This is a genomic window from Pedobacter paludisoli (assembly GCF_052344095.1).
GTDB lineage: Bacteria > Bacteroidota > Bacteroidia > Sphingobacteriales > Sphingobacteriaceae > Pedobacter.
On the sequence record NZ_CP179926.1, the window covers coordinates 3,082,085 to 3,102,210 of the forward strand.

The 20,126-nt window shown below is 38.1% G+C and carries 17 protein-coding genes; 3 read left to right on the forward strand and 14 right to left on the reverse strand.

Going from position 1 to position 20,126, the window contains the following annotated elements; translation table 11 throughout:
- Window positions 1-174 precede the first annotated feature (174 nt).
- The 11 genes from ACJVDK_RS12555 to ACJVDK_RS12605 all read right to left on the reverse strand — a co-directional run bounded on the left by ACJVDK_RS12555 (window position 175) and on the right by ACJVDK_RS12605 (window position 12,789).
- On the reverse strand, window positions 175-594 hold the full coding sequence (locus tag ACJVDK_RS12555; RefSeq protein ID WP_443937009.1) for a hypothetical protein: 420 nt from the start codon (window positions 592-594) through the stop codon (window positions 175-177).
- Window positions 591-2,315 (reverse strand): hypothetical protein, encoded by a 1,725-nt coding sequence (locus ACJVDK_RS12560; RefSeq protein WP_443937010.1) that lies wholly within the window; start codon window positions 2,313-2,315, stop codon window positions 591-593. Before ACJVDK_RS12560 ends, ACJVDK_RS12555 begins: the two co-directional genes overlap by 4 nt.
- Before the next feature lie 128 nt (window positions 2,316-2,443).
- Window positions 2,444-3,091 carry a hypothetical protein gene (locus tag ACJVDK_RS12565; protein WP_443937011.1) on the reverse strand — a complete coding sequence of 216 codons (648 nt, stop codon included), beginning with the start codon at window positions 3,089-3,091 and terminating at the stop codon, window positions 2,444-2,446.
- Window positions 3,092-3,101: 10 nt separating this feature from the next.
- Window positions 3,102-4,703: a T6SS phospholipase effector Tle1-like catalytic domain-containing protein gene (locus ACJVDK_RS12570; protein WP_443937012.1), complete on the reverse strand. Its 1,602-nt coding sequence runs from the start codon at window positions 4,701-4,703 to the stop codon at window positions 3,102-3,104.
- 11 nt (window positions 4,704-4,714) lie between these two features.
- A complete protein-coding gene (locus ACJVDK_RS12575; protein ID WP_443937013.1) occupies window positions 4,715-5,809 on the reverse strand; it encodes a DUF2931 family protein in 1,095 nt (364 codons plus the stop codon).
- A gap of 107 nt (window positions 5,810-5,916) precedes the next feature.
- On the reverse strand, window positions 5,917-7,026 hold the full coding sequence (locus tag ACJVDK_RS12580; protein WP_443937014.1) for a DUF2931 family protein: 1,110 nt from the start codon (window positions 7,024-7,026) through the stop codon (window positions 5,917-5,919).
- Window positions 7,027-7,036: 10 nt separating this feature from the next.
- Complete coding sequence (locus tag ACJVDK_RS12585) at window positions 7,037-8,926, reverse strand: phage baseplate assembly protein V (protein ID WP_443937015.1); 1,890 nt, start codon at window positions 8,924-8,926, stop codon at window positions 7,037-7,039.
- 216 nt (window positions 8,927-9,142) lie between these two features.
- Window positions 9,143-9,547 (reverse strand): type VI secretion system tube protein TssD, encoded by a 405-nt coding sequence (gene tssD, locus ACJVDK_RS12590; protein ID WP_443937016.1) that lies wholly within the window; start codon window positions 9,545-9,547, stop codon window positions 9,143-9,145.
- 221 nt (window positions 9,548-9,768) lie between these two features.
- Window positions 9,769-11,319, reverse strand: a complete 1,551-nt coding sequence (locus ACJVDK_RS12595; RefSeq protein ID WP_443937017.1) for an Rne/Rng family ribonuclease — start codon at window positions 11,317-11,319, stop codon at window positions 9,769-9,771.
- Between the two features lie 277 nt (window positions 11,320-11,596).
- Window positions 11,597-12,475 (reverse strand): tetratricopeptide repeat protein, encoded by an 879-nt coding sequence (locus ACJVDK_RS12600; protein ID WP_443937018.1) that lies wholly within the window; start codon window positions 12,473-12,475, stop codon window positions 11,597-11,599.
- An 11-nt stretch (window positions 12,476-12,486) separates the two neighbouring features.
- Entirely contained in the window at window positions 12,487-12,789 is a 303-nt protein-coding gene (locus ACJVDK_RS12605) for an HU family DNA-binding protein (protein WP_443937019.1), read from the reverse strand.
- Between the two features lie 172 nt (window positions 12,790-12,961).
- Here ACJVDK_RS12605 and mutY point away from each other — a divergent pair, with 172 nt between their 5' ends.
- Window positions 12,962-14,038, forward strand: a complete 1,077-nt coding sequence (mutY, locus tag ACJVDK_RS12610; protein ID WP_443937020.1) for an A/G-specific adenine glycosylase — start codon at window positions 12,962-12,964, stop codon at window positions 14,036-14,038.
- Window positions 14,039-14,070: 32 nt separating this feature from the next.
- A complete protein-coding gene (locus ACJVDK_RS12615; RefSeq protein ID WP_443937021.1) occupies window positions 14,071-14,511 on the forward strand; it encodes a single-stranded DNA-binding protein in 441 nt (146 codons plus the stop codon).
- A gap of 51 nt (window positions 14,512-14,562) precedes the next feature.
- On the opposite strand, the gene glmS is transcribed toward ACJVDK_RS12615, so the two are convergent.
- The 3 genes from glmS to ACJVDK_RS12630 all read right to left on the reverse strand — a co-directional run bounded on the left by glmS (window position 14,563) and on the right by ACJVDK_RS12630 (window position 18,683).
- The gene (gene glmS, locus ACJVDK_RS12620; RefSeq protein WP_443937022.1) at window positions 14,563-16,401 is read right to left on the reverse strand and encodes a glutamine--fructose-6-phosphate transaminase (isomerizing); all 1,839 of its coding nucleotides are present in this window, start codon (window positions 16,399-16,401) and stop codon (window positions 14,563-14,565) included.
- Window positions 16,402-16,575: 174 nt separating this feature from the next.
- Entirely contained in the window at window positions 16,576-17,661 is a 1,086-nt protein-coding gene (gene namA, locus ACJVDK_RS12625) for an NADPH dehydrogenase NamA (protein WP_443937023.1), read from the reverse strand.
- Between the two features lie 29 nt (window positions 17,662-17,690).
- Window positions 17,691-18,683 carry an aldo/keto reductase gene (locus tag ACJVDK_RS12630; protein ID WP_443937024.1) on the reverse strand — a complete coding sequence of 331 codons (993 nt, stop codon included), beginning with the start codon at window positions 18,681-18,683 and terminating at the stop codon, window positions 17,691-17,693.
- A 310-nt stretch (window positions 18,684-18,993) separates the two neighbouring features.
- Here ACJVDK_RS12630 and ACJVDK_RS12635 point away from each other — a divergent pair, with 310 nt between their 5' ends.
- Window positions 18,994-19,977 carry an alpha/beta fold hydrolase gene (locus tag ACJVDK_RS12635; protein ID WP_443937025.1) on the forward strand — a complete coding sequence of 328 codons (984 nt, stop codon included), beginning with the start codon at window positions 18,994-18,996 and terminating at the stop codon, window positions 19,975-19,977.
- Window positions 19,978-20,126: the final 149 nt, after the last annotated feature.

Below are 20,126 nucleotides of genomic sequence, written 5' to 3' on the forward strand. Positions count from 1 at the left end.
TTTCTTATAGCAAGTAATACGAACTTCCTTTATGTTGCCAAGAGTAAACTGTTCCTCCATAAGCTTGTAATATATCATGGCCAATGTCGTGAGCTGAAGTTACTTTAAATTCTATATTAAATTTAGTCAACATCGAATTTTCTATTTAAAATAATCTTTCATGTTCATAGAATATCATTCGCGAATAGAATCTTTTTCAATGGACTTTAAATCTTCAAAATAAATAATTCCTAAATCTATGGTGTCTTTTTTATAATAATCATCTTTATTGTAATATTTTTTCACATCAATATATCTATATATATTATTCTTTTTTATAAAAAAAACCTGTTGAACCATAGGTGACATACTCTGTAAAGATGAATGACCGTGTACAAAAAAACCATCATAAACAAAAAAACCATTCTTATCTGTTCTTACCGAATCAATAATACTGTTTACTGCGAATTTACTAACAAAAAACACAGCCCCTTTAATTGGGTTATTATCTACTTTTGAGTATATTTTTCCTTTAACAGTTGGTATAATAATATATTTCCTATTTCTACAACTGATAAAAAACAGGAGAATAAAAAGGTATTTTATATTTCTCATGATACTTTAATTTTTGTTAACCAGATTACTTTTAATAAATCAAATTCTGAAATTATCGTTCTTGGAATGTCATAATAATTTTGATAATATTTCATTAAATCTATTTCTTTGCCGTCATTATAAATTGTTGGAGCATCGTCATCTACATCCTGAGTAAGCATATTTATACCTGTGGTGGTTCCTTTATGAGCTTTAGAATAAATATGCCCCCCATAAGCAAGTAATATTTCATGACCGATTTCATGTGCTGATATCATTTTATAGTCTTCAAGAAGAGGAGGTAAATTAAAAAAAACACCTTTCTCTTCAATTTTATTTTCTGATCTATAATACCAGCCTTTATTACGATATAAATATGATTTTGAATTCTCCTTCCATGAAGGTTCATGTAAAAATCCTTCATAAAAGAATAATATTCTTGAAGCTTCAAAATTCCGAGATCTTCCTTTTTCACAATTGGTTTGATAAACTATCTTAGGTGCTGCTAAACCATTTTTATTTGCTTTTGCATCGAGGTATACTTCATAAATTTCAGAACCAATATTCACCCCATTTCCTATATTTTTAGAATTTCTAGACCAAAAATGGTTAATCCCCTGCAATGCTAAATTTTCTAATTCTTCATATGGCCTCGCTCTTGTTTTAATTGGAGGTTTCCCATAATATTCTAAAGCTTCTTTTGAAACTTTATCCCAATCACAAATTTGGCTTTTTGTGTATGGGGGATTAAAATTTCGAACATTATTCCAACACCTTAGTCCCTCCGCTCCTCCATCAGTAAGGTTAACTCTCAAAGTTGTATCAATTCTTTTCCTGTTTTTATCAATTTTCACATCCACCCAATCCACTTCCTTATGGCTAAACTTAATTGGTTTTTTTAGGGTATATTCCTTTTTAAGGAAATTACCCTGTCCCATAATACTTACGGTAAAACCTTCTTCGCTTTTCATTCCTGTGCTATCGTAGATACCATTCTTATCAAAGCCATCCCAGACGATCAAATAGGTTCCTGCAGGCCAAAATCTTTTCTCCTGCACAGTGTTTTCAATTGGTGAAACAGGTAGGTTAGGGCCATTTGGATTTGCTTTTGCATTAATGGTGATCTCTTCAAATTCGATTGAACGGGAAAAAAGCTCATAAATTAAATTGTCACCTTGTTTAATTTTTAAGTGCCAAGAATTAATGCCCTCACCTGCTACCCTTAGTTTAAACCTAATCTTATCGTTTTCGGCCGTGCCTTCGTAATTAGGGATTCCAAAAGGCACAAAATCTTCTTTTACATGTTCTAGTTCCAGGTCGAAATCCATAGGTAAAGTTGGTGGTACAGGCGCTCCTGTTGTATCAATTTCTTCGGGTATATTGATTTGGCCAGAATCCATAAATTCAATCGCACCACTTTCAGGCGGGTTACTGCCAGGCATTTTTCCAGTAACCTGCAAGGTCGATTTTTTGATCAGCACCTCATTGTCTTGCACTTTGTAGTTGCCCTGATTTTGCCAATCGCCGTTGATGCTGAGCAATTGAAAACCATCATAAAATGTAAAGTTGGCTATCTTCTTTTCTACAACCGTTGCGGTTAATTTACCTTGTGTAGTGGGCACATCATTTAAAACTTTAAGTTCACCCAAATGTGCCCCCATTTTTATTTTTGCCCCTTGTATAACAACCAATTGATCGGCTATTGCTTCTTCTTTCTTGTTACGTTCTTCTTGTATCTGCACCATATCGTTGCGCGCATGCATGGCTTCCATTTGGGCACTATATTCTGGATCGTTTTGAAGCGCAGGATTCAAAGGATCGAATATTTCTTCGGTAGAAAGAGAAGCAGATTGACTGCTGAATAGTTTTTTTATCCAAGACATAAAACTTCGTATTGCAAATGGTTGTTAAGAATTAAACCTTCTGTCAAGATATTGTTCTGAAAGAGATAGGTTACATTTTTTGCGGGATGATTGGATTGATGGCTAATGGATAGTGAAAATTTGCTCCGCTCTACAACATATTCTGCTTCATTTTCGGCATGGTTATACAACCATAATCCTTTAAAAAAGATTCCGTACATGTGATTACTCTCTAAAAAAGCAATCAGTTTTTCGGAATCATATAAAATTTGGTTGATACTGTACAAATAATTATCCCATGCAGAACCTGCATGCTCCTTTTGTAGTGCGGCTCTCAGTAGCTCCCACTTTTCTTGTAGTTTACTTTCATTTTCCACCGTTAGAATATGCCCTTCTTTATCAATAGTAAGCAACAGAATATCAAATAAATATGCCATTTTTCTAACCAGCACCGAGACATGAGGGTCGTCAAATTCATAGTATTTACACAAGAACTGAAATGTAGTTTCCCCCTTTTTCAAATGAAGCTGCTGAACCAACACCTCACGCGTGTACCGCTTGCAGAGCCTTGGGTTTTCATGGCAAATGGTGGTTGAAAAGCGGTAAGTTCCGGACCAAAAGGGTGTATTTTCTATATCATGAGCACGTGTTGACATCAGCAATTTCTTAATATATTTTCCTTACTCTATTTGGATTTGCATCGTTTGCAAGCATATCTGCCAGTGTATTAATTTTTGCTGAGCGATGCAGGTATTTATTTCTTAGTTTTTTCAATAAAGAATCGGCATAATGGGCATGAATAACGACTTCAGATAACATGATGCCGTCCGTATTAATGAATGGCGTCTCCTTATTTTTAAGGGGTATTGCCTCATAGGAGGGGGGCATTAACTCCCAATTCTTACCTTCTTCTAGCGTATGTGTTTTTAAATATTTTTTTACCGATTCCAAAAAATCATCGTTCAGTGCATAATCTTTAAACATTTTGTCATATTGTAAAGTATTCGCATTTCGGTTCACTAAAGGAATAGCATAATCGCACATAAAATGAAGGGGAATAAAGCTATAACCCCTATATAAATAACGTTTTCCAGCTAAAACCCATCGCCAGCGGGCTTCTATTGACAGCTCTTCTTCTTTATACCATCCTTGTTCTATTAACTCCTGTTGGAATGGGTACAGATTTGACTTCATATAAGCGGCATCTAAATGTATATACTCACATTCTGAAACGCCTTCAACCGGATTGGGCATATCTTCTTTTTTTTCTGTTGCCAGTCTTGTTATTTCTGCTAAAGAAAGCGCATCGTGGTTATAACTGCCGCCTACATCGCTATGCACTCCCGGCAAATTTCGTTCTATTCCTGTCGGTAATTTTACCGGTAAGAATCGTGTGACCGAAAAGTTCTTCCGATGCTCATCTGCGGCTGTAAAGTGTACTGCTTTTTCGGGCGTTCCGATGTCGTTTAGGTGTAACTTGCTTAAATGCTTTTTAAAGTTTGGAAACAAAAGGGTAGATGGATCATAAGAAGCTACCGTATCATAAACACCTAAAAAACGAACGGTGAGAATTATTTTATCAATTACTTCTCTATCTATATTTATCATTAATAGAGCTGTCCCTAAATGACCAAAAGGAGGCAGCAAACCATCTTTTAACCAATCATTTTCTATTCCGTATCCATCGTGGTCGGCTTCTAGACTTTGTCCACCTATTGCTGCTGGATACAGTTGAGGTTTGTATGCATCCTTTTGCAGGTTGTACAAAAAATTGCGTGCTGCAGCTGCGCCACGACTGAAACCAAAAGCATCTATCGTGATGTAGATTTTCCCGATTTCTTCATCGTTTTTTATTAATTTATTAATTCTATCGGCCAGTGTAGCGCACCCTTTTTGTACTTTTCCAATAATACCGGTTAAACCTCGGCCATATTTATAACCATCACCCACATCGTCCTTTTCGTCGAGCGTTCCCATTCCTTCTACGTATATTTGATATTTCTCAACGCAACAAAAAGTTTTCCTTGCTACATTGGTAAAATCGTTTCCGAAACTATTGTCTTCTTCCGCATATTTATCATAAATTTTTTTCTCTTCAGCTGTAGCCGCAATGTCTTTAAATTCGCCTTTGTGTTCTACTTTTTTGCGTATTTCGGTATTTCTCCGATTATTCAATGTGCCATCAAAAAACAACCCAAATTCCAAATGCAATTCTCCAAAAGGTTTTGCCGGAGCCTGGCCGGCATTGTACACATATGTTGTTCCCATCGTTTAGATTATTAGTTTATTGTCCGAACACTGATTTTGTTTTTTAATAAAGCTACTTCTTTGTCTTTGCTCTTAAGCTTGACGGTGGCATAGGTTTTGGGTAGATTTACATAAATAATCAAACTGGATTCTGTATCGCTGTTCTGGCCATACACTTCTTCAAAGGCTTTGAAAATCTCTTGTTCGTTAAATTCAACGGAACCATACTCTTCCTGCTCATCTGTCCATGAAAAATCGATATAAAAAGGGATGGCTCGTTTTTGCTTAAAATCAAACTTAAAGAGATCCTCAATGGTGTATTTTTCTATTAAAGTTGTTCCAAAAAGCTCATCATGCTCTCCGTTATAGTATTTCAAACCTACATCTTTCAATTTCTTCTCATTAGGCAATTGTATTTCCAATTTCCAATTGTATTTTTTCCGGTAGGTATCCCATATCCCATAAGGAATGGCTTTCCCTTCATTGGCTTTTACTACTTCTAAGGGTACTATACCAAAGTTGTACAAAATGTCGTGCTGGTATTCAGGATCAAACATATTTTTATGCGGCCCAGAAGGCAGTGCATTGATTTCTTCCTGGGGTATGACTACTTTTTTGCCTTGATATCGGCCTATTTCTATTTGTCGCCCTACGCCCGATAACCAAACCACAACTGTACCCCCCGGAGCAAAACCCACTACAATCGTATCATAATTTTCATGACGAGGCTGCGGCTTACTTCTATTCATCGAAGGGCTATAATATCCCTTGTTAAACAACTCAATCATTTTATCGTAATCAATCGGGGTATCTATTTCATAAAAGACCTTTTCGGCATACGATACCCAAATTACGTGTAGGTAGTTGGGGATGGTTTTCATGCCGTTGCTCATACTCGAACCTAGGCTCCCCCAGCCACTATTTCCTGAGCGGGTACCCAAATATAAACTCGTATAACCTCCATTGGCATCTTTTAACCCACCGCGATATACATCTACCGGGTATCCCAAAGGACAAGAAATTGTTTCTTGCCAGTTAAATTTTGTCTTCATTTTTTCTTTGTTTTGGCAACTTGCTAGGGGTATTGAAAGACCCATTAGTAGCATCAAGTGTGTAAATACTTTCATGGCTTTAAATTTTAGCGCTTTGGCTTAACAGAGTGAAATAGGATAATACGTTCTGCTATTGGCGTATTTGCTTGACCGCTGTTATATACAAATGTTGTGTCCATCGTTTAAAATGTTAAATTGGTTTTTCGAACAGTGATTTTATTTTTTAATAAGGGGACCTCTTTATTCTTGCTCTTAAGCTTAATAGCTGCATAGGTTTTGGGTAGATTTACGTAAATAATCAGGCTGGCTTCTGTGTCTCTATCCTCACCATATACTTCTTCAAAAGCTTTCAAAATCTCCTGTTCGTTAAATGTAATTTTGCCAACATATTTAGTGTCTAGCATCCAGCTAAAGCTGATATAGCTTGGAATAGCCTTTAAGCTGAGGGTATTCCATTTCAACTCTTCCGGAATGATTGTGGGGTATTCTTCTATTAATGTGGTTCCAAACAAATCATATTGCTCGCCATTATAAAAATTCTTCCAAACCTTTTTAACCTTTTTATCATCGGGTAATTGTATTTCCAATTTCCAATTGTATTTTTTCCGGTAGGTATCCCATATCCCATACGGAATGGCTTTCCCTTCATTGGCTTTTACTACTTCTAAGGGTACTATACCAAAGTTGTACAGAATATCATGCTGGTATTCCGGGTCAAACATGTTTTTATGCGGCCCGGGAGATAACGCATTGATTTCTTCTTGAGGTATGACTACTTTTTTGCCTTGATATCGGCCTATTTCTATTTGTCGCCCTACACCCGATATCCAAACCACAACTGTACCCCCCGGAGCAAAACCCACAACAATCGTATCATAATTTTCATGACGAGGCTGAGGCTTACTTCTATTCATCGAAGGGCTATAATAACCTTTGCTAAACAACTCAATCATTTTATCGTAATCAATCGGGGTATCTATTTCATAAAAGACCTTTTCGGCATATGATACCCAAATTGCGTGTAGGTAGTTGGGGATGGTTTTCATGCCGTTACTCATGCTCCTACCTAAACTTCCCCAGCCCTCGTTGCCAGAGTGTGTACCCAAATATAAACTCGTATAGCCTCCATTGGCATCTTTTAATCCACCGCGATATACATCAACTGGGTATCCCAAAGGACAAGAAATTGTTTCTTGCCAGTTAAATTTTGTCTTCATTTTTTCTTTGTTTTGGCAACTTGCTAGGGGTATCGAAAGACCCATTAGTAGCACCAAGTGTGCAATTACTTTCATGGTGTGCACTTTAGCTTTTATTCACCTTTGCATCTATTTTTCCTAAAACTTGGGCAATACCTGCACTTTGTATCAGTACATCTCCTTTCGTCGCCTGATGAGTAGTCGTGGCGGTACGCTGCTCTAAATCCCCTTTAACGTCGATGGTCTTATTTGCCATTACTGTTTGATCGTACGAATTTGATGTGAATTGGTGCTGATTGACAATTTTTACGGTATTATCGTTTCCAATGGACGTGTCCATATCCTTTCCAACACGGAGATTAAGGTTTTCTCCGGCAACCAAATTAATATCCTTCCCTGCATTGATGTTTATATTTTCAGGGGCTGATACGGTAATATTTCCTGCCCCATCCATGAAATACGTATTCCCACTGGGGTCGGTAATGGTCAGGCTTCCTTCGTTCTCCTCGTCGTCTATTTGTATTTTAACTCCGCTTCGGGTGATGATGGTTTTCAGGTGGTTTTTCTGTGCTCCTCCGGCCGCAATTTGCCCATGAAAGGCCGAGCCCGTTACAAAAGGTCGATCGGGGTTACCGTTTTCAAAATCAACCATCACTTGGTCATTTAACTCTGGTATAAACACAAAACCACGGTTTTTCCCCACCAGATTGCTGCTTCCCGCATCCGGGCTCAACACCCGAATCCAGTCCGTTTCCTGTCGCTCCATGCGGTAACTTAAATCGTGCGCCCAGCCAATGAATTCTACTTTTACCCGGCCTTGATTCAAGGGGTCTTTGTTGTCTACCACCGTGGCCAGCATCGGGAAAGTAACCGGCTGCTCAAATTCCAGCTTTGGCGGACTTTCTGCCCCCGAGGATACACCTTTGAAGCGATTGGTGTACAGACCGTTAATCAGCAGCTCATGCTCCGAATATACAATCCGCATTTGCGGATGAATGGAACTTGCCCCTTGCCGCATAAACTCAAAATCAACCAAAGCACCAATGCCCATTCTAAAGTTATTGGTTTCGGCCTCCATCAGATACGACTCGGCTACTTTGCCTGTGGCCATGGCCTTGCCTTTCGCCATCAACAGTTCCTGATCGGATTGAAAGGTTTGCATGGGAACCGCGCTTTCAAAAGAATACAGTCTTTTGGAACGGCTATACGCCTGTTGTGCTGTAGAACCAATATTTCCGTTGTAATCTTTGGCACTTTGCTTCGCTTTTCGGTTCTCGCTGGTGTTGTAATCGAAAACAGCAGATTGCACCGGAACAGTTAACAACGATAGGCTTACTTTGGTACAGTCGCTACCGTAAATCAAGGGAACGGGCGTTTCATTTTTGGCTGCGCCAAACACCAATCCTCTTCCGTTGCAATAGATCCAATTGCCTGTTGCATCGGCTAGGCGTTTTAAATAATTCCAGGAGCTTTCATTGTAGCGCGAGCTGTACCAAATAACCGGATTGCTGCGTAGCGTATTAATGAAATAGGTGCGCATGCCTTCCATCGGCTTACATAAGGTGTTGATGATGGTGGCCAAATTTTGCGAAGCGAAACTCTCAAAGTGTTTCGCTCCATCGAGCAGTATAGTGGGCGAGAGACCTTTTAATTCCAATACTCCTTCAGCCAATCCATCGTTTACCAGTTTTACCTCGGTAATGATGAATTTATTTTCCAAAGGGTTTTTATACGGGTCGCTGATGTCGAAAATGGATACCTCGGTTAATCGTCCCAATAAGTGATGGGCGTTATCGATGGTAAACAAACCCACTTCTTGTATCACTTCGTGTTTGAAATGCAGCACCAGTTCGTTGTGTTCGCCGATATATTGTTTGATATTGACTTTTAAAACCGGTGATATTTTTTTATTGTCGATATACACCCAACAGCCCATGCGTTGGGGTTTCTTTAAAATCTCTGCCCCAGCAAATCCTGCAAATCCTGTAATAGCCATAAGCATTTTTTTATAGCGTACACAAACTCAAAAGCAGCAGAATAGCTTTCGAATGGGTGTACGAAAACGGTAAATACTAAAAATGGGATGAATTATTTCCGGAAAAGGGAGGGAATGTCCGGTTGTGGGATGAATAAGGGCAGCGACCCTTAGGCTCTTTGTGGGCTGGCGGGATGCGCTGCCCTTAGGATTGCTTCGATACTGAAGCAGAACGGTTTAGGTGTTCTGATCAAAAGTTAGTTCAGCATTTCCTTCAACGGTCGATTTTGGAGATAAAACAACCACCAATTTGTAGGGTACTTCATTTGCCGAATTGTAAACAGAAGAGTAATACGTAATTGAACAATCTTTGTACGATGTTTCAACCAGTTTACCTTCGCCATGCGTACTGTACAAGGTTAATTTTGCATCAAAACGTTTGCGGCTGTTCGCAAATTTCTCGAAAATAGAAGTGGTGTCGTCTTTTCCTTCAATCACAAACCGGGCATCAGCTTTAGTGGCAAAGGCCGTTACACGGTTCCATTGATCTACGGGTTTAATGGATTCGAAATTTGCTTCAAATACATTGTACTCTTTACCATCGATGGTAAGTCTCGCTAGTTTTCCAGCATTGGTCGCCATACTCTTAAAATTAGGTGTATAAATATTTAATTATCACAATTATATATAATTAATCTTACAAATTAAAATTTGTTTATCATCAAAAAAACAACAAATAAATAATACTTATCACCACGACATAACTTACAATCATAAATACCCTCAAAATATGGCGTAAAAAAATAGCCTCAACATTTAGTCAAGGCTATTTATACTTTATAAAACGAAAAAACTAGAAAGTTTTATAATTTTATTTCTTCATCTTTCGCGGAGATAAAGTGAAATTCTGTTAAATAATATGCACTATCCGATTTAACTTTTATCCATTGTCCGTATTTAAAGAACCAACGAAGCTGTAAGCTGAAAATACCTTTTTTAATGAACGCTTCGATATACGGGTGCACAGAAAGTGTAACTCCTTTTTCGTTTTGCTCGGTTAAAATATAATTCAAGTTATTTTCAATATCGTCCATTAAAACGATACTCGCTTTAATCTCACCAGTTCCATCGCATGCTGGACACTTTTCAACCGTAACGATATTCATTTCTGGGCGAACACGTTGACGTGTAATCTGTACTAAACCAAACTTGCTTGGAGGCAAAATTGTGTGTTTAGCACGATCCAACAACATCAATTCGCGCAAATAATCGAATAACAATTTACGGTTTGTTGGTTTGTGCATATCGATAAAATCGATAACTACAATACCGCCCATGTCGCGTAACCGCAACTGACGGGCAATTTCTTTTGCCGCTTCTTTATTTACCTGCAAAGCATTATCTTCTTGATTTTCCTTGCTTGCAGTGCGGTTTCCGCTATTCACGTCAATTACATGAAGCGCTTCGGTGTGCTCTACTACCAAATAGGCGCCACCGGGTAAGTTTACGGTTTTACCGAATGCATTTTTTATCTGCTTTTCGATACCAAAATGATCAAATATTGGTTCTTTTTGTTTGTACAACTTGACAATTTTTTCCATTTCAGGAGAGATGTCGTGTACATAAGAACGAATATCGTCGAACAAATCTGGTGTACTTACGTAAACATTTGTAAAATCAGGGTTCAGAATATCCCGAATTAACGTAGATGACCTGTCCATTTCTCCCCAAACTCTTTTTGAAGGTTCGGTTGAAGGAATTTTCTTGGTGAAATTTTCCCACTTTGCGATAAGATCAAATAGATCTTTTTGCATTTCGGAAACACCACGTCCTTCTGAAACAGTCCTAATTATTACCCCAAAATTTTGAGGTTTAATACTTTCAATAATCTTTTTCAATCGATTACGTTCAGTATTACTTTTTATCTTTTTAGAGATAGATATGGTATTGGAGAATGGCACCAGTACCACATACCTGCCGGCAATCGATAGGTCGGAACTTAAACGCGGTCCTTTCGTAGAAATTGGTTCTTTTGCAATTTGTACGGGTAGGAGCATATTTTTACTCAGCACATCAGAAATTTTGCCTGCCTTATTAATATCGGCTTCGAGCTTTAAATTATCCAATAATGTGCCTGTAACCGAGCCATTACGCTTGATTTTAGTTAGCTTAATTAAAGATTGTACCTGAGGGCCCAAATCAAAATAATGCAAAAATGCATCCTTCTCATAACCTACATCAACAAACGCTGCATTTAGACCCGGCATAATTTTCTTAATGCGGCCCAAATAAATATCGCCTACTGCGTAATTATTATTGATTTGTTCTTTATGAAGCTCAACAAGTTGTTTGTCTTCAACCAAAGCTATGGTAACTCCGGCAGGAGTCGAATTGATAATTAATTCTTTTACCAACAGCTACAGATTTAAGGCTTGCGCCTATTAACAAATAAATAGTAAACAAAATTTGACATAGCTCTCCTTATTTTGCAGAAAACCGCATAAAAGTATTTAAACCTCAACGCTGAATGCTTTGAGGTTTAATAAGCTTTATCAAAATAAGAAACTATTTTTTCTTATGTCTGTTCTTTCTTAAACGTTTTTTACGTTTGTGAGTAGCCATTTTATGTCTCTTTCTTTTTTTACCGCTTGGCATAATTTTAAGTTTTAAATGTTTTTATTAATCTGTTAATTAATTTGTATTCTTTAGTTCAGCTACCTTCTTATCAATGAATGTTGTTAAGGTTGGGTTAGCCGCTAATTTTTTGCTTGTTAAATAAGCGTCAATCGCTTCTTTACTTCTGCCCAAATTTTCTAAAGCCGTGCCTAAATAAAAATAGGCTTCAGGAGTAGGCGACTTAGCAATTACGGTTTTAAAACGCGGAATCGCTTTGTCAAACTGTCCTGATTTTATCGAGAACATCCCTAAATTCATATTGGCCTTCACATTTGTAGGATCTTTTGCAACTACTTCAAGCAACATTGCAATACCTTGCATTGGCGCTCCTAAGCCATTTACAACTGTTATACCTAAGCCTGTTTTAGCCTCCATATTTGTAGAGTCTTTCTCTAATGCATTTTTGTAAGATTCGTTTGCCTTTGTTAACAAAATTGGTTGCGCCAAACTATCTTGTGTACTCTCAAAGGCTCTAATAAAGCCGTTACCTGCGGCTAACCAGCTCTTTGAAGTTGGTTCGCCTTTAGCAACAACCTCTAAATAAAGGGCCGCTGGAGTAAGTTGCTCTACATCGTCCCATTTCTGAGCCAATTGCTTTGCAATTTCAATTTTTTCGGTTCCTTCTGCCCCTTGATAAACATTTTCTAAAGCCGTAATATCTGTAGCTAAACTTTTGTTAATTACATTTTTAGCTGCTTCAGAAGCTGTTTGAAGACTTATTGAACCCGTAGAAGACGCTTCCTGATTACCAGCCATTTGACCAGCAGCAGGATTTTGTCCTTTTTCTTCCTCAGGTTTAACCAAACCTTTGATATCGCGCGTAAATAGAAATACAACAAGCAATAAAATCGCTCCAATTAAGATGGTTTGTTTTAATCTGATGCTACTATTCACTATTCGGATATTTACGCTTCTACACTAATTTTTTTTGAGTTACTTTTCACTTTGTCAACAAATACTTTCGCTGGTTTAAAGCTAGGTACAAAGTGCTCAGGGATAATAATTGCCGTGTTTTTCGAGATATTTCTTGCAGTTTTTTGAGCTCTCTTTTTCACAACAAAGCTACCAAATCCTCTTACATAAACATTTTCGCCACCAATCATGCTTGATTTGATTACTTTGAAAAATGCCTCAACTGTCTCTTGTACATCAACCTTCTCAATTCCAGTTTTTGTTGATATTTCTGAAATAATATCTGCCTTAGTCATATTTAATTATTTATAATATAGTGTGTTTTTAATATTTATAACTGTTTTGGGGTTGCAAAAGTATTGCTTTTTAATGAGATAGGAAAATAAAAGATGATTTTTTTACAGATTTACGCATCACCTGAATGCAAGATTTTTGAGAAAGCCGAGAAATACTCCGTAATTTGTCAACATGATATTTCAAAAAGAAGTCATTGCTTGGTACCATTTAAACAAGAGAGATTTACCCTGGAGGCACACAAATGACCCTTATGTCATCTGGCTTTCAGAAATCATTTTGCAACAAACCCGTGTTGAACAAGGACTTCCATACTTTCATAATTTTTTAGAAAATTTTCCCAGCGTTGCTGATTTTAGTGCTGCAACGGAAGCGCAAGTGCTAAAACTTTGGCAAGGCTTAGGCTACTACTCACGCGGACGCAATATGCACGCTACCGCCCAAATTGTGATGAAGGATTTTAAAGGGATTTTCCCAACCCAACACGATGATTTGATAAAATTAAAAGGTATTGGTGAATATACCGCAGCAGCCATTTCATCTTTTTCATCCGGCGAAAACCGTGCAGTAGTTGATGGAAATGTGTATCGCTTGCTTTCGCGCTATTTTGGCATTCGAACCCCTATTAATTCGCCGGCAGGTAAGAAGGAATTTTTTAAACTAGCCAATGAGTTACTTTATACGGAAGACTCAGCGCTTTACAATCAGGCAATCATGGAATTTGGCGCCATGCAATGCAAACCGCAAAACCCTAACTGCAATATTTGTCCGCTGCAACTTGGTTGTTATGCTTATCAACAGAACGAAATCAAAAACTTACCTGTAAAACTAAAGTTAGGCAAACAAAAACATCGATTCTTTAATTATTTTATTTGTACCCAAGGGAATAAAATATGCGTAAAAGAAAGAAAAGCCGGTGATATTTGGCAACACTTATACGACTTCCCCTGCATTGAAACATCCGAAGAACTAAATATTCATGATGAAAAGTTCAGGGCGATTTTGCAAGAAAATTTAGGAAAAAATGTTCAAGTGCGTTTAATTAGTCAGAAAAAACATTTATTAAGTCATCAAATAATCCACGCACAATTCTTTGAAATAGAAAAATATATAATTAACTTTAGTAAAGAAAAGGAACATACTTGGGTAACTTTCAAAGAATTAGACCATTTACCGCAACCAATAATTATACATGAGTTTTTAGAAAAACACTTAAAACCAATGTATACAGGTGAGCAGGAACTGCGGTAGGATGATGCAAAAACAACTAACCAAAAATATTTATGTCTGGGATTAACAAAGTTATTTTAGTAGGCCATTTAGGCAAAGACCCTGAAGTTAGACACTTAGACGGCGGAGTAACCGTTGCAAGTTTTCCTTTAGCCACTTCTGAAACATACAACAAAGACGGTAAACGAGTAGAGCAAACTGAATGGCACAACATTGTATTATGGCGTGGGCTAGCAGAAGTTGCTTCTAAATACCTTCAAAAAGGAAAACTTGTTTACATTGAAGGAAAATTGAGAACGCGCTCTTTTGAAGATAAAGAAAAAATAAAAAAATATGTCACCGAAATTGTGGCAGAGAATTTCACCATGCTGGGCCGAAAAAGTGATTTTGAACAGAGTCCAACAACTGCCTCGGTTACGCCTCCACATGAAACAAAAATTAACGACGAGTTTACCATCAGCTCATCCGACGAAAGTGGAGATTTACCTTTTTAGAGCTCATTAAAATAAAGAAGGTTGCGAAAGCAACCTTCTTTATTTTTTGAATTATTCTACCGTTACCGATTTAGCTAAATTTCTAGGTTGGTCTACATTACAACCACGCATTACTGCGATGTGATACGACAATAATTGAAGTGGAATCGTAGCCAACAAGGGTAAAAACGCTTCGTTTGCATCCGGAATTTCAATACAATAATCAGCCATTTTCTTCACATCAGTATCACCTTGTGTTACAATGGCAATAACTTTCCCTTTTCTAGCCTTAACTTCCTGAATGTTGCTAATTACTTTTTCGTATGACGAATTTTGGGTAGCAATAAATACCACTGGCATTTCCTCGTCAATTAAAGCGATTGGGCCGTGTTTCATTTCTGCAGCCGGATATCCTTCGGCATGGATATAAGAAATTTCCTTAAGCTTCAAAGCTCCTTCGAGCGCTACAGGAAAACCGCTGCCTCTTCCTAAAAATAAGCAATTAGTAGAATCATTAATCTTCTCTGAAACTTCTTTAATAATTTTATCCGATTGAAGCGCTACTTCAATTTTTTCTGGAATTCCATCCAATTCGGTTAACAGTTCAATCAATTTCGATTGTGTAATGGTTCCTTTTTGTTGCGCCATGTAAAACGCCATCAAGGTAAGTACCGTTACTTGAGCGGTAAAGGCTTTCGTAGAAGCTACACCAATTTCAGGCCCTGCATGGGTATAAACCCCTCCGTGCGACAATCTCGGGATGGAGGCTCCAGCTACATTACAAATACCAAAAATAGTGGCTCCACGCTCTTTAGCCATCTCTATTGCCGCCATGGTATCGGCCGTTTCACCCGATTGCGAAATAGCAATAACAACATCTTTTTCAGTAATAATTGGGTTGCGGTATCTAAATTCGGAAGCATATTCAACCTCTACAGGTATCCGTGCATATTCTTCAATTAAATATTCGCCAACCAAACCTGCATGCCACGACGTACCACAAGCCACAATAATAATCCGATCAATGTTTTTAAGCTTTTCAGTAAATTCTTTTATACCACCCAGCTGTACCTTACCTTCCTGTGGATATATGCGGCCGCGCATACAATCGCGAATGGAGCGTGGTTGTTCATAAATTTCCTTCAACATGAAATGTTCAAATCCACCTTTCTCTAACATTTCCAGCTGCAATTCCAGCTCCTGAATTAAAGGGGTTTGAACCTTATTATCGAGTTTTTTAACCAATAAACTATCTCGAGTAATGAAAGCTAACTCATTATCATTCAAATAAATTACATTTTTAGTGTATTCAATGATAGGAGTAGCATCTGAAGCAATAAAATATTCGCCTTCGCCTACACCAATTACCATCGGACTCCCTTTTCTAGCGGCAATCAAATGCTCTGGATTTTCATTGTCCATGATGACCACGGCATATGCCCCAGTTACTTCATGAAGCGCAATCCGTACCGCTTCGAAAAGGTCAAGCTGCTCCATTTTTTGAATTTCTTCTATTAAATGAATCAGCACCTCGGTATCTGTATCGCTTTTAAATTCGTGACCCCGACGAAGCAATTCTTCTTTTAACGTAGCGTAGTTCTCAATTATTCCGTTATGAATGATGGATAATTTTCCGTTGTTTGAGGTGTGGGGATGTGAATTTCTATCACTGGGTTCTCCATGAGTCGCCCAACGCGTGTGCCCCATACCAATGCTCCCCGTTTTATCTTTGTCAGCAGCAAATTCTTCTAAAGCAGCAACCTTACCTACTTTTTTGTAAATGTGCTGGCCGCTGTTGTTAATCAGGGCTATTCCCGCACTATCATAGCCTCTGTATTCTAATCTTTTTAATCCTTTTAAAACAATTGGCCATGCCTCACGATGACCGATATATCCAACAATTCCACACATATTATGCTCGTATATTTTTCTTAAAACAGGTTGCTAATATACATAAACAAACGTTTGACTTATAGCGTTTCAACTGTTTTTGAAAAAAAATCACGGTTTGTTTAAACAACAAAAGGTCGTTTTCCAAAAACTGAAAAACGACCTTTATGCTAGATAGTGTTTGTTTCGACTTTACTAAATCGATTTCTTATTACGTTCACGCTTCGCACGTACATATTGATTTGGCCATTCTAAATTTTCGTCTAAAATTTGTGCGGCATGCATCGGAAAATATGGATCGCGTAGCGATTCTCGCGCAATGAAAATTAAATCAGCTTTGCTTTCTTCTAGAATTTCTTCTGCTTGATGCGCTGCCACGATAACGCCCACTGCACCGGTATAAATACCAATGGTGTTTCTTATTTTATCAGCAAAAGGTACCTGGTAATTTGGTCCTGCCGGGATAACTGCATCGGGAACATTTCCACCTGTTGATACATCGATTAAATCAACTCCTTTATCTTTTAATACGGCCGCTAGATTAACGGTGTTCTCTTCTGTCCAACCGCCTTCTGTCCAATCGGTAGCCGAAACACGCACAAATAAGGGCAATTCTTGTGGCCAAACCGATTGTACAGCCTCTACCACGTCAATTACAAATCGTATACGGTTTTCAAAACTTCCACCGTACACATCCGTACGTTGGTTACTTAAAGGGCTTAAAAACTGATGCAATAAATAACCGTGGGCAGCGTGTACTTCGATTACTTTATAACCGACTTCCAATGCACGTTTTGCCGCCGCACGAAAGGCAAAAATTATATCTTGAATTTCTTTAATACTCAATTCATGAGGAATCACTTGCCCCTCTTTAAACGGAATTGGAGAGGGGGCAATAGGCAACCAACTATTTTCGCCTTGGGCCAGTTGTTCGCCACCATTCCAAGGCAAATCGCAACTTGCTTTACGTCCCGCATGCGCCAGTTGAATACCTGCAAATGCACCATTTTGATGAACAAAAGATACAATTTGCTTCAACTTATCCATCTGCTCATCTTTCCAAAGGCCTAAATCAGCGTGTGTTATTCTCCCTTCTGGAAGCACAGCTGTTGCCTCTTGCATAATTAATGCGGCTCCACCCACGGCTCTACTGCCCAAATGCACCAAATGCCAATCGTTGGCAAAGCCATCAACCGCAGAATATTGGCACATGGGTGAAATAACCACTCTATTTTTTAGCGTTACATCTTTTAGTTTGAAGGGAGAAAATAATTTCGACATTTTAATCTGTTTTGATATGATAATTTACATTAAAACCCAGCTTTTTTCAATTCAGTGGTTACAAATTGAATTTCATCATTACTCAATTTAACCTGAATGGCTTCTGCATTTTGAGTAGCTTGCTTTGCGTTTCTTGCACCCGCGAGTGCGATGGTAATTCCAGGTTGCTCAATTGTCCAACGCAAAACCAATTGCGACAAAGTAGCATTCTTTTCATCGGCCAAAGGCTTAATTTTAGCTAAAAAAGCATCGGTCTTTTGAATGTTTTCTGCTGTAAAAAATGGGTGATTTTTACGGTGATCGCCTTCTTCAAATGTATAATCTGGGGTAATTTTTCCCGTTAACAATCCTCGCTCCATTGGGCTATACGCCAAAATAGATTTCCGATTTTCGATACAAAATGGAACCATTTCGTTCTCTATGCCTCGATTAATCATGCTGTAAGGAATCTGGTTTGACACAATATTTAAACTTTCTCCTGCCTCCTTTAACTGCGCTACATTGTAGTTACATACACCTGCATAACGCACCTTGCCTTGCTCGATTAATCTAGCAACGGCTTCCATGGTTTCCGAAATTGGCGTGGTTAAATCGGGCCAATGAATTTGATACAAATCGATGTAATCGGTTCCCAATCGCTTTAACGATTGTTCGCATTCGTACATAATGCTTTCCTTTCCTGCGTATTTGTAAATATCGATTTCCGCTCCTTCGTTATTTTTACTTTTCATCGCTAAGTTTCCTTTAGCCAAATCCCAACGCATGCCAAACTTGGTTACCACTTGCAATTTATCTCTTGAGATACCTTTAATTGCCTCGCCAACAATCTCTTCGCTATCGCCTTGTCCGTAAATAGGGGCGGTATCAATAGAGGTTACGCCTAAATCGTAACTTGCTTTAATGGCATTAATGGCATCGTTTCTATCGGTACTACCCCACATCCAACCGCCTGCGGCCCATGCGCCAAAGGTTATTACTGAAAGTTCTAAATCTGAGTTTCCTATTTTTCTGTATTCCATCATGTAAATCGGGTTAATACACAAACATACAATGTATGTGTTAAGGTTGTTTTAATTAGAAGAGTTTTTACAGAACTTTAATAAAAACCCAACTTACCCTATTTAAAGATAAAAATTTTGATCATCAATTATACTACCATTAAAATGCCCTAAAACCTTAAAGAATTGTTCCAAAACGGATCTATAATTATTCTAGAAAATGGACGAGGATAAAAGAAATCTCTCTTTTTTTCTTAAAGTAAAAATATCATCTTTTACCTTTCTATTTTTTAAATAAACACTAAATTGTGGGCTTCCATCAATAAACAATATAATGAAGCAGATTTTTCTTTTTCTTTCGTTAATTTTTAGCTTTTCAATTAATCGCGCACAAAAAATAGATACCCTTTCCATCAATTTAGAAAACGTGAAATACCCACATGCGATTAATTACTATCCCATAAAGGTAAACGGAGAAGATGTACGTATGGCCTATATGGATGTTGCTCCAACCATTACTCCAAGCGGACGTACCGTTGTTCTTTTTCATGGGAAAAATTTTGGCGGCTATTATTGGGGAGATGTCATTCGTGCTTTACGCGGAGTCGGTTTTAGAGTAATTGTACCCGACCAAATTGGCTTTGGCCGTTCATCAAAGCCTTTTATCAATTATAGTTTTGAGCAATTAGCACGCTGGAATAAACAACTTTTAGACAGTTTGGGCATTCAAAAAGTAAGTGTACTTGGGCATAGTATGGGCGGAATGTTGGCTACTCGATTTACCTTAATGTTTCCCGAAACAACCGAAAAACTTCTGTTAGAAAACCCTATCGGATTAGAAGATTACAAAACCTTTGTGCCCGCCAGTACAACGGAAGAACAATATCAGCGCGAGCTTAAAAACAGTGCAGAAAGCATTCGTCGGTATTACAAAAGCTCTTATTTTACCGTCTGGAAAGATCAATATGAAAGCTTAGTACAAGTGGCAGCAGGTGTAACCTTTAGCGCCGATTACCCAAGAGCTGCGAAAGTTGCGGCCTTAACCTATACCATGATTATGGATCAACCGGTAGTAAATGAGTTTCAAAATATTAAAGTGCCTACCGTTCTATTTATCGGTAAAGACGATAAAACCATTGTTGGAAAAGGGTTATTAAGTGCGGATCAACAAGCCGCTCATGGCCAATACCGCATTTTGGGGAAACAAACAGCAGCAAAAATACCAGGTTCGAAACTGGTAGAATTCGATGGCTGCGGACACATCCCGCATGTAGAAATCACCACAGAATTTTTACTGGCTTTAACAGGGAGTTTGTAAGTTCTTTTTCTGAAAAGCACATTTGCCTTTCATAGGAACGTTCGTCCGTCTTTTCGCTGTATCTTTTTAGCTCCTCGTCCTCAAGGCCTTTGTAGCTAAAAAGGATGCCGCTGCAATACGGTTTATATACGCAGGACTGTGCGATTCCA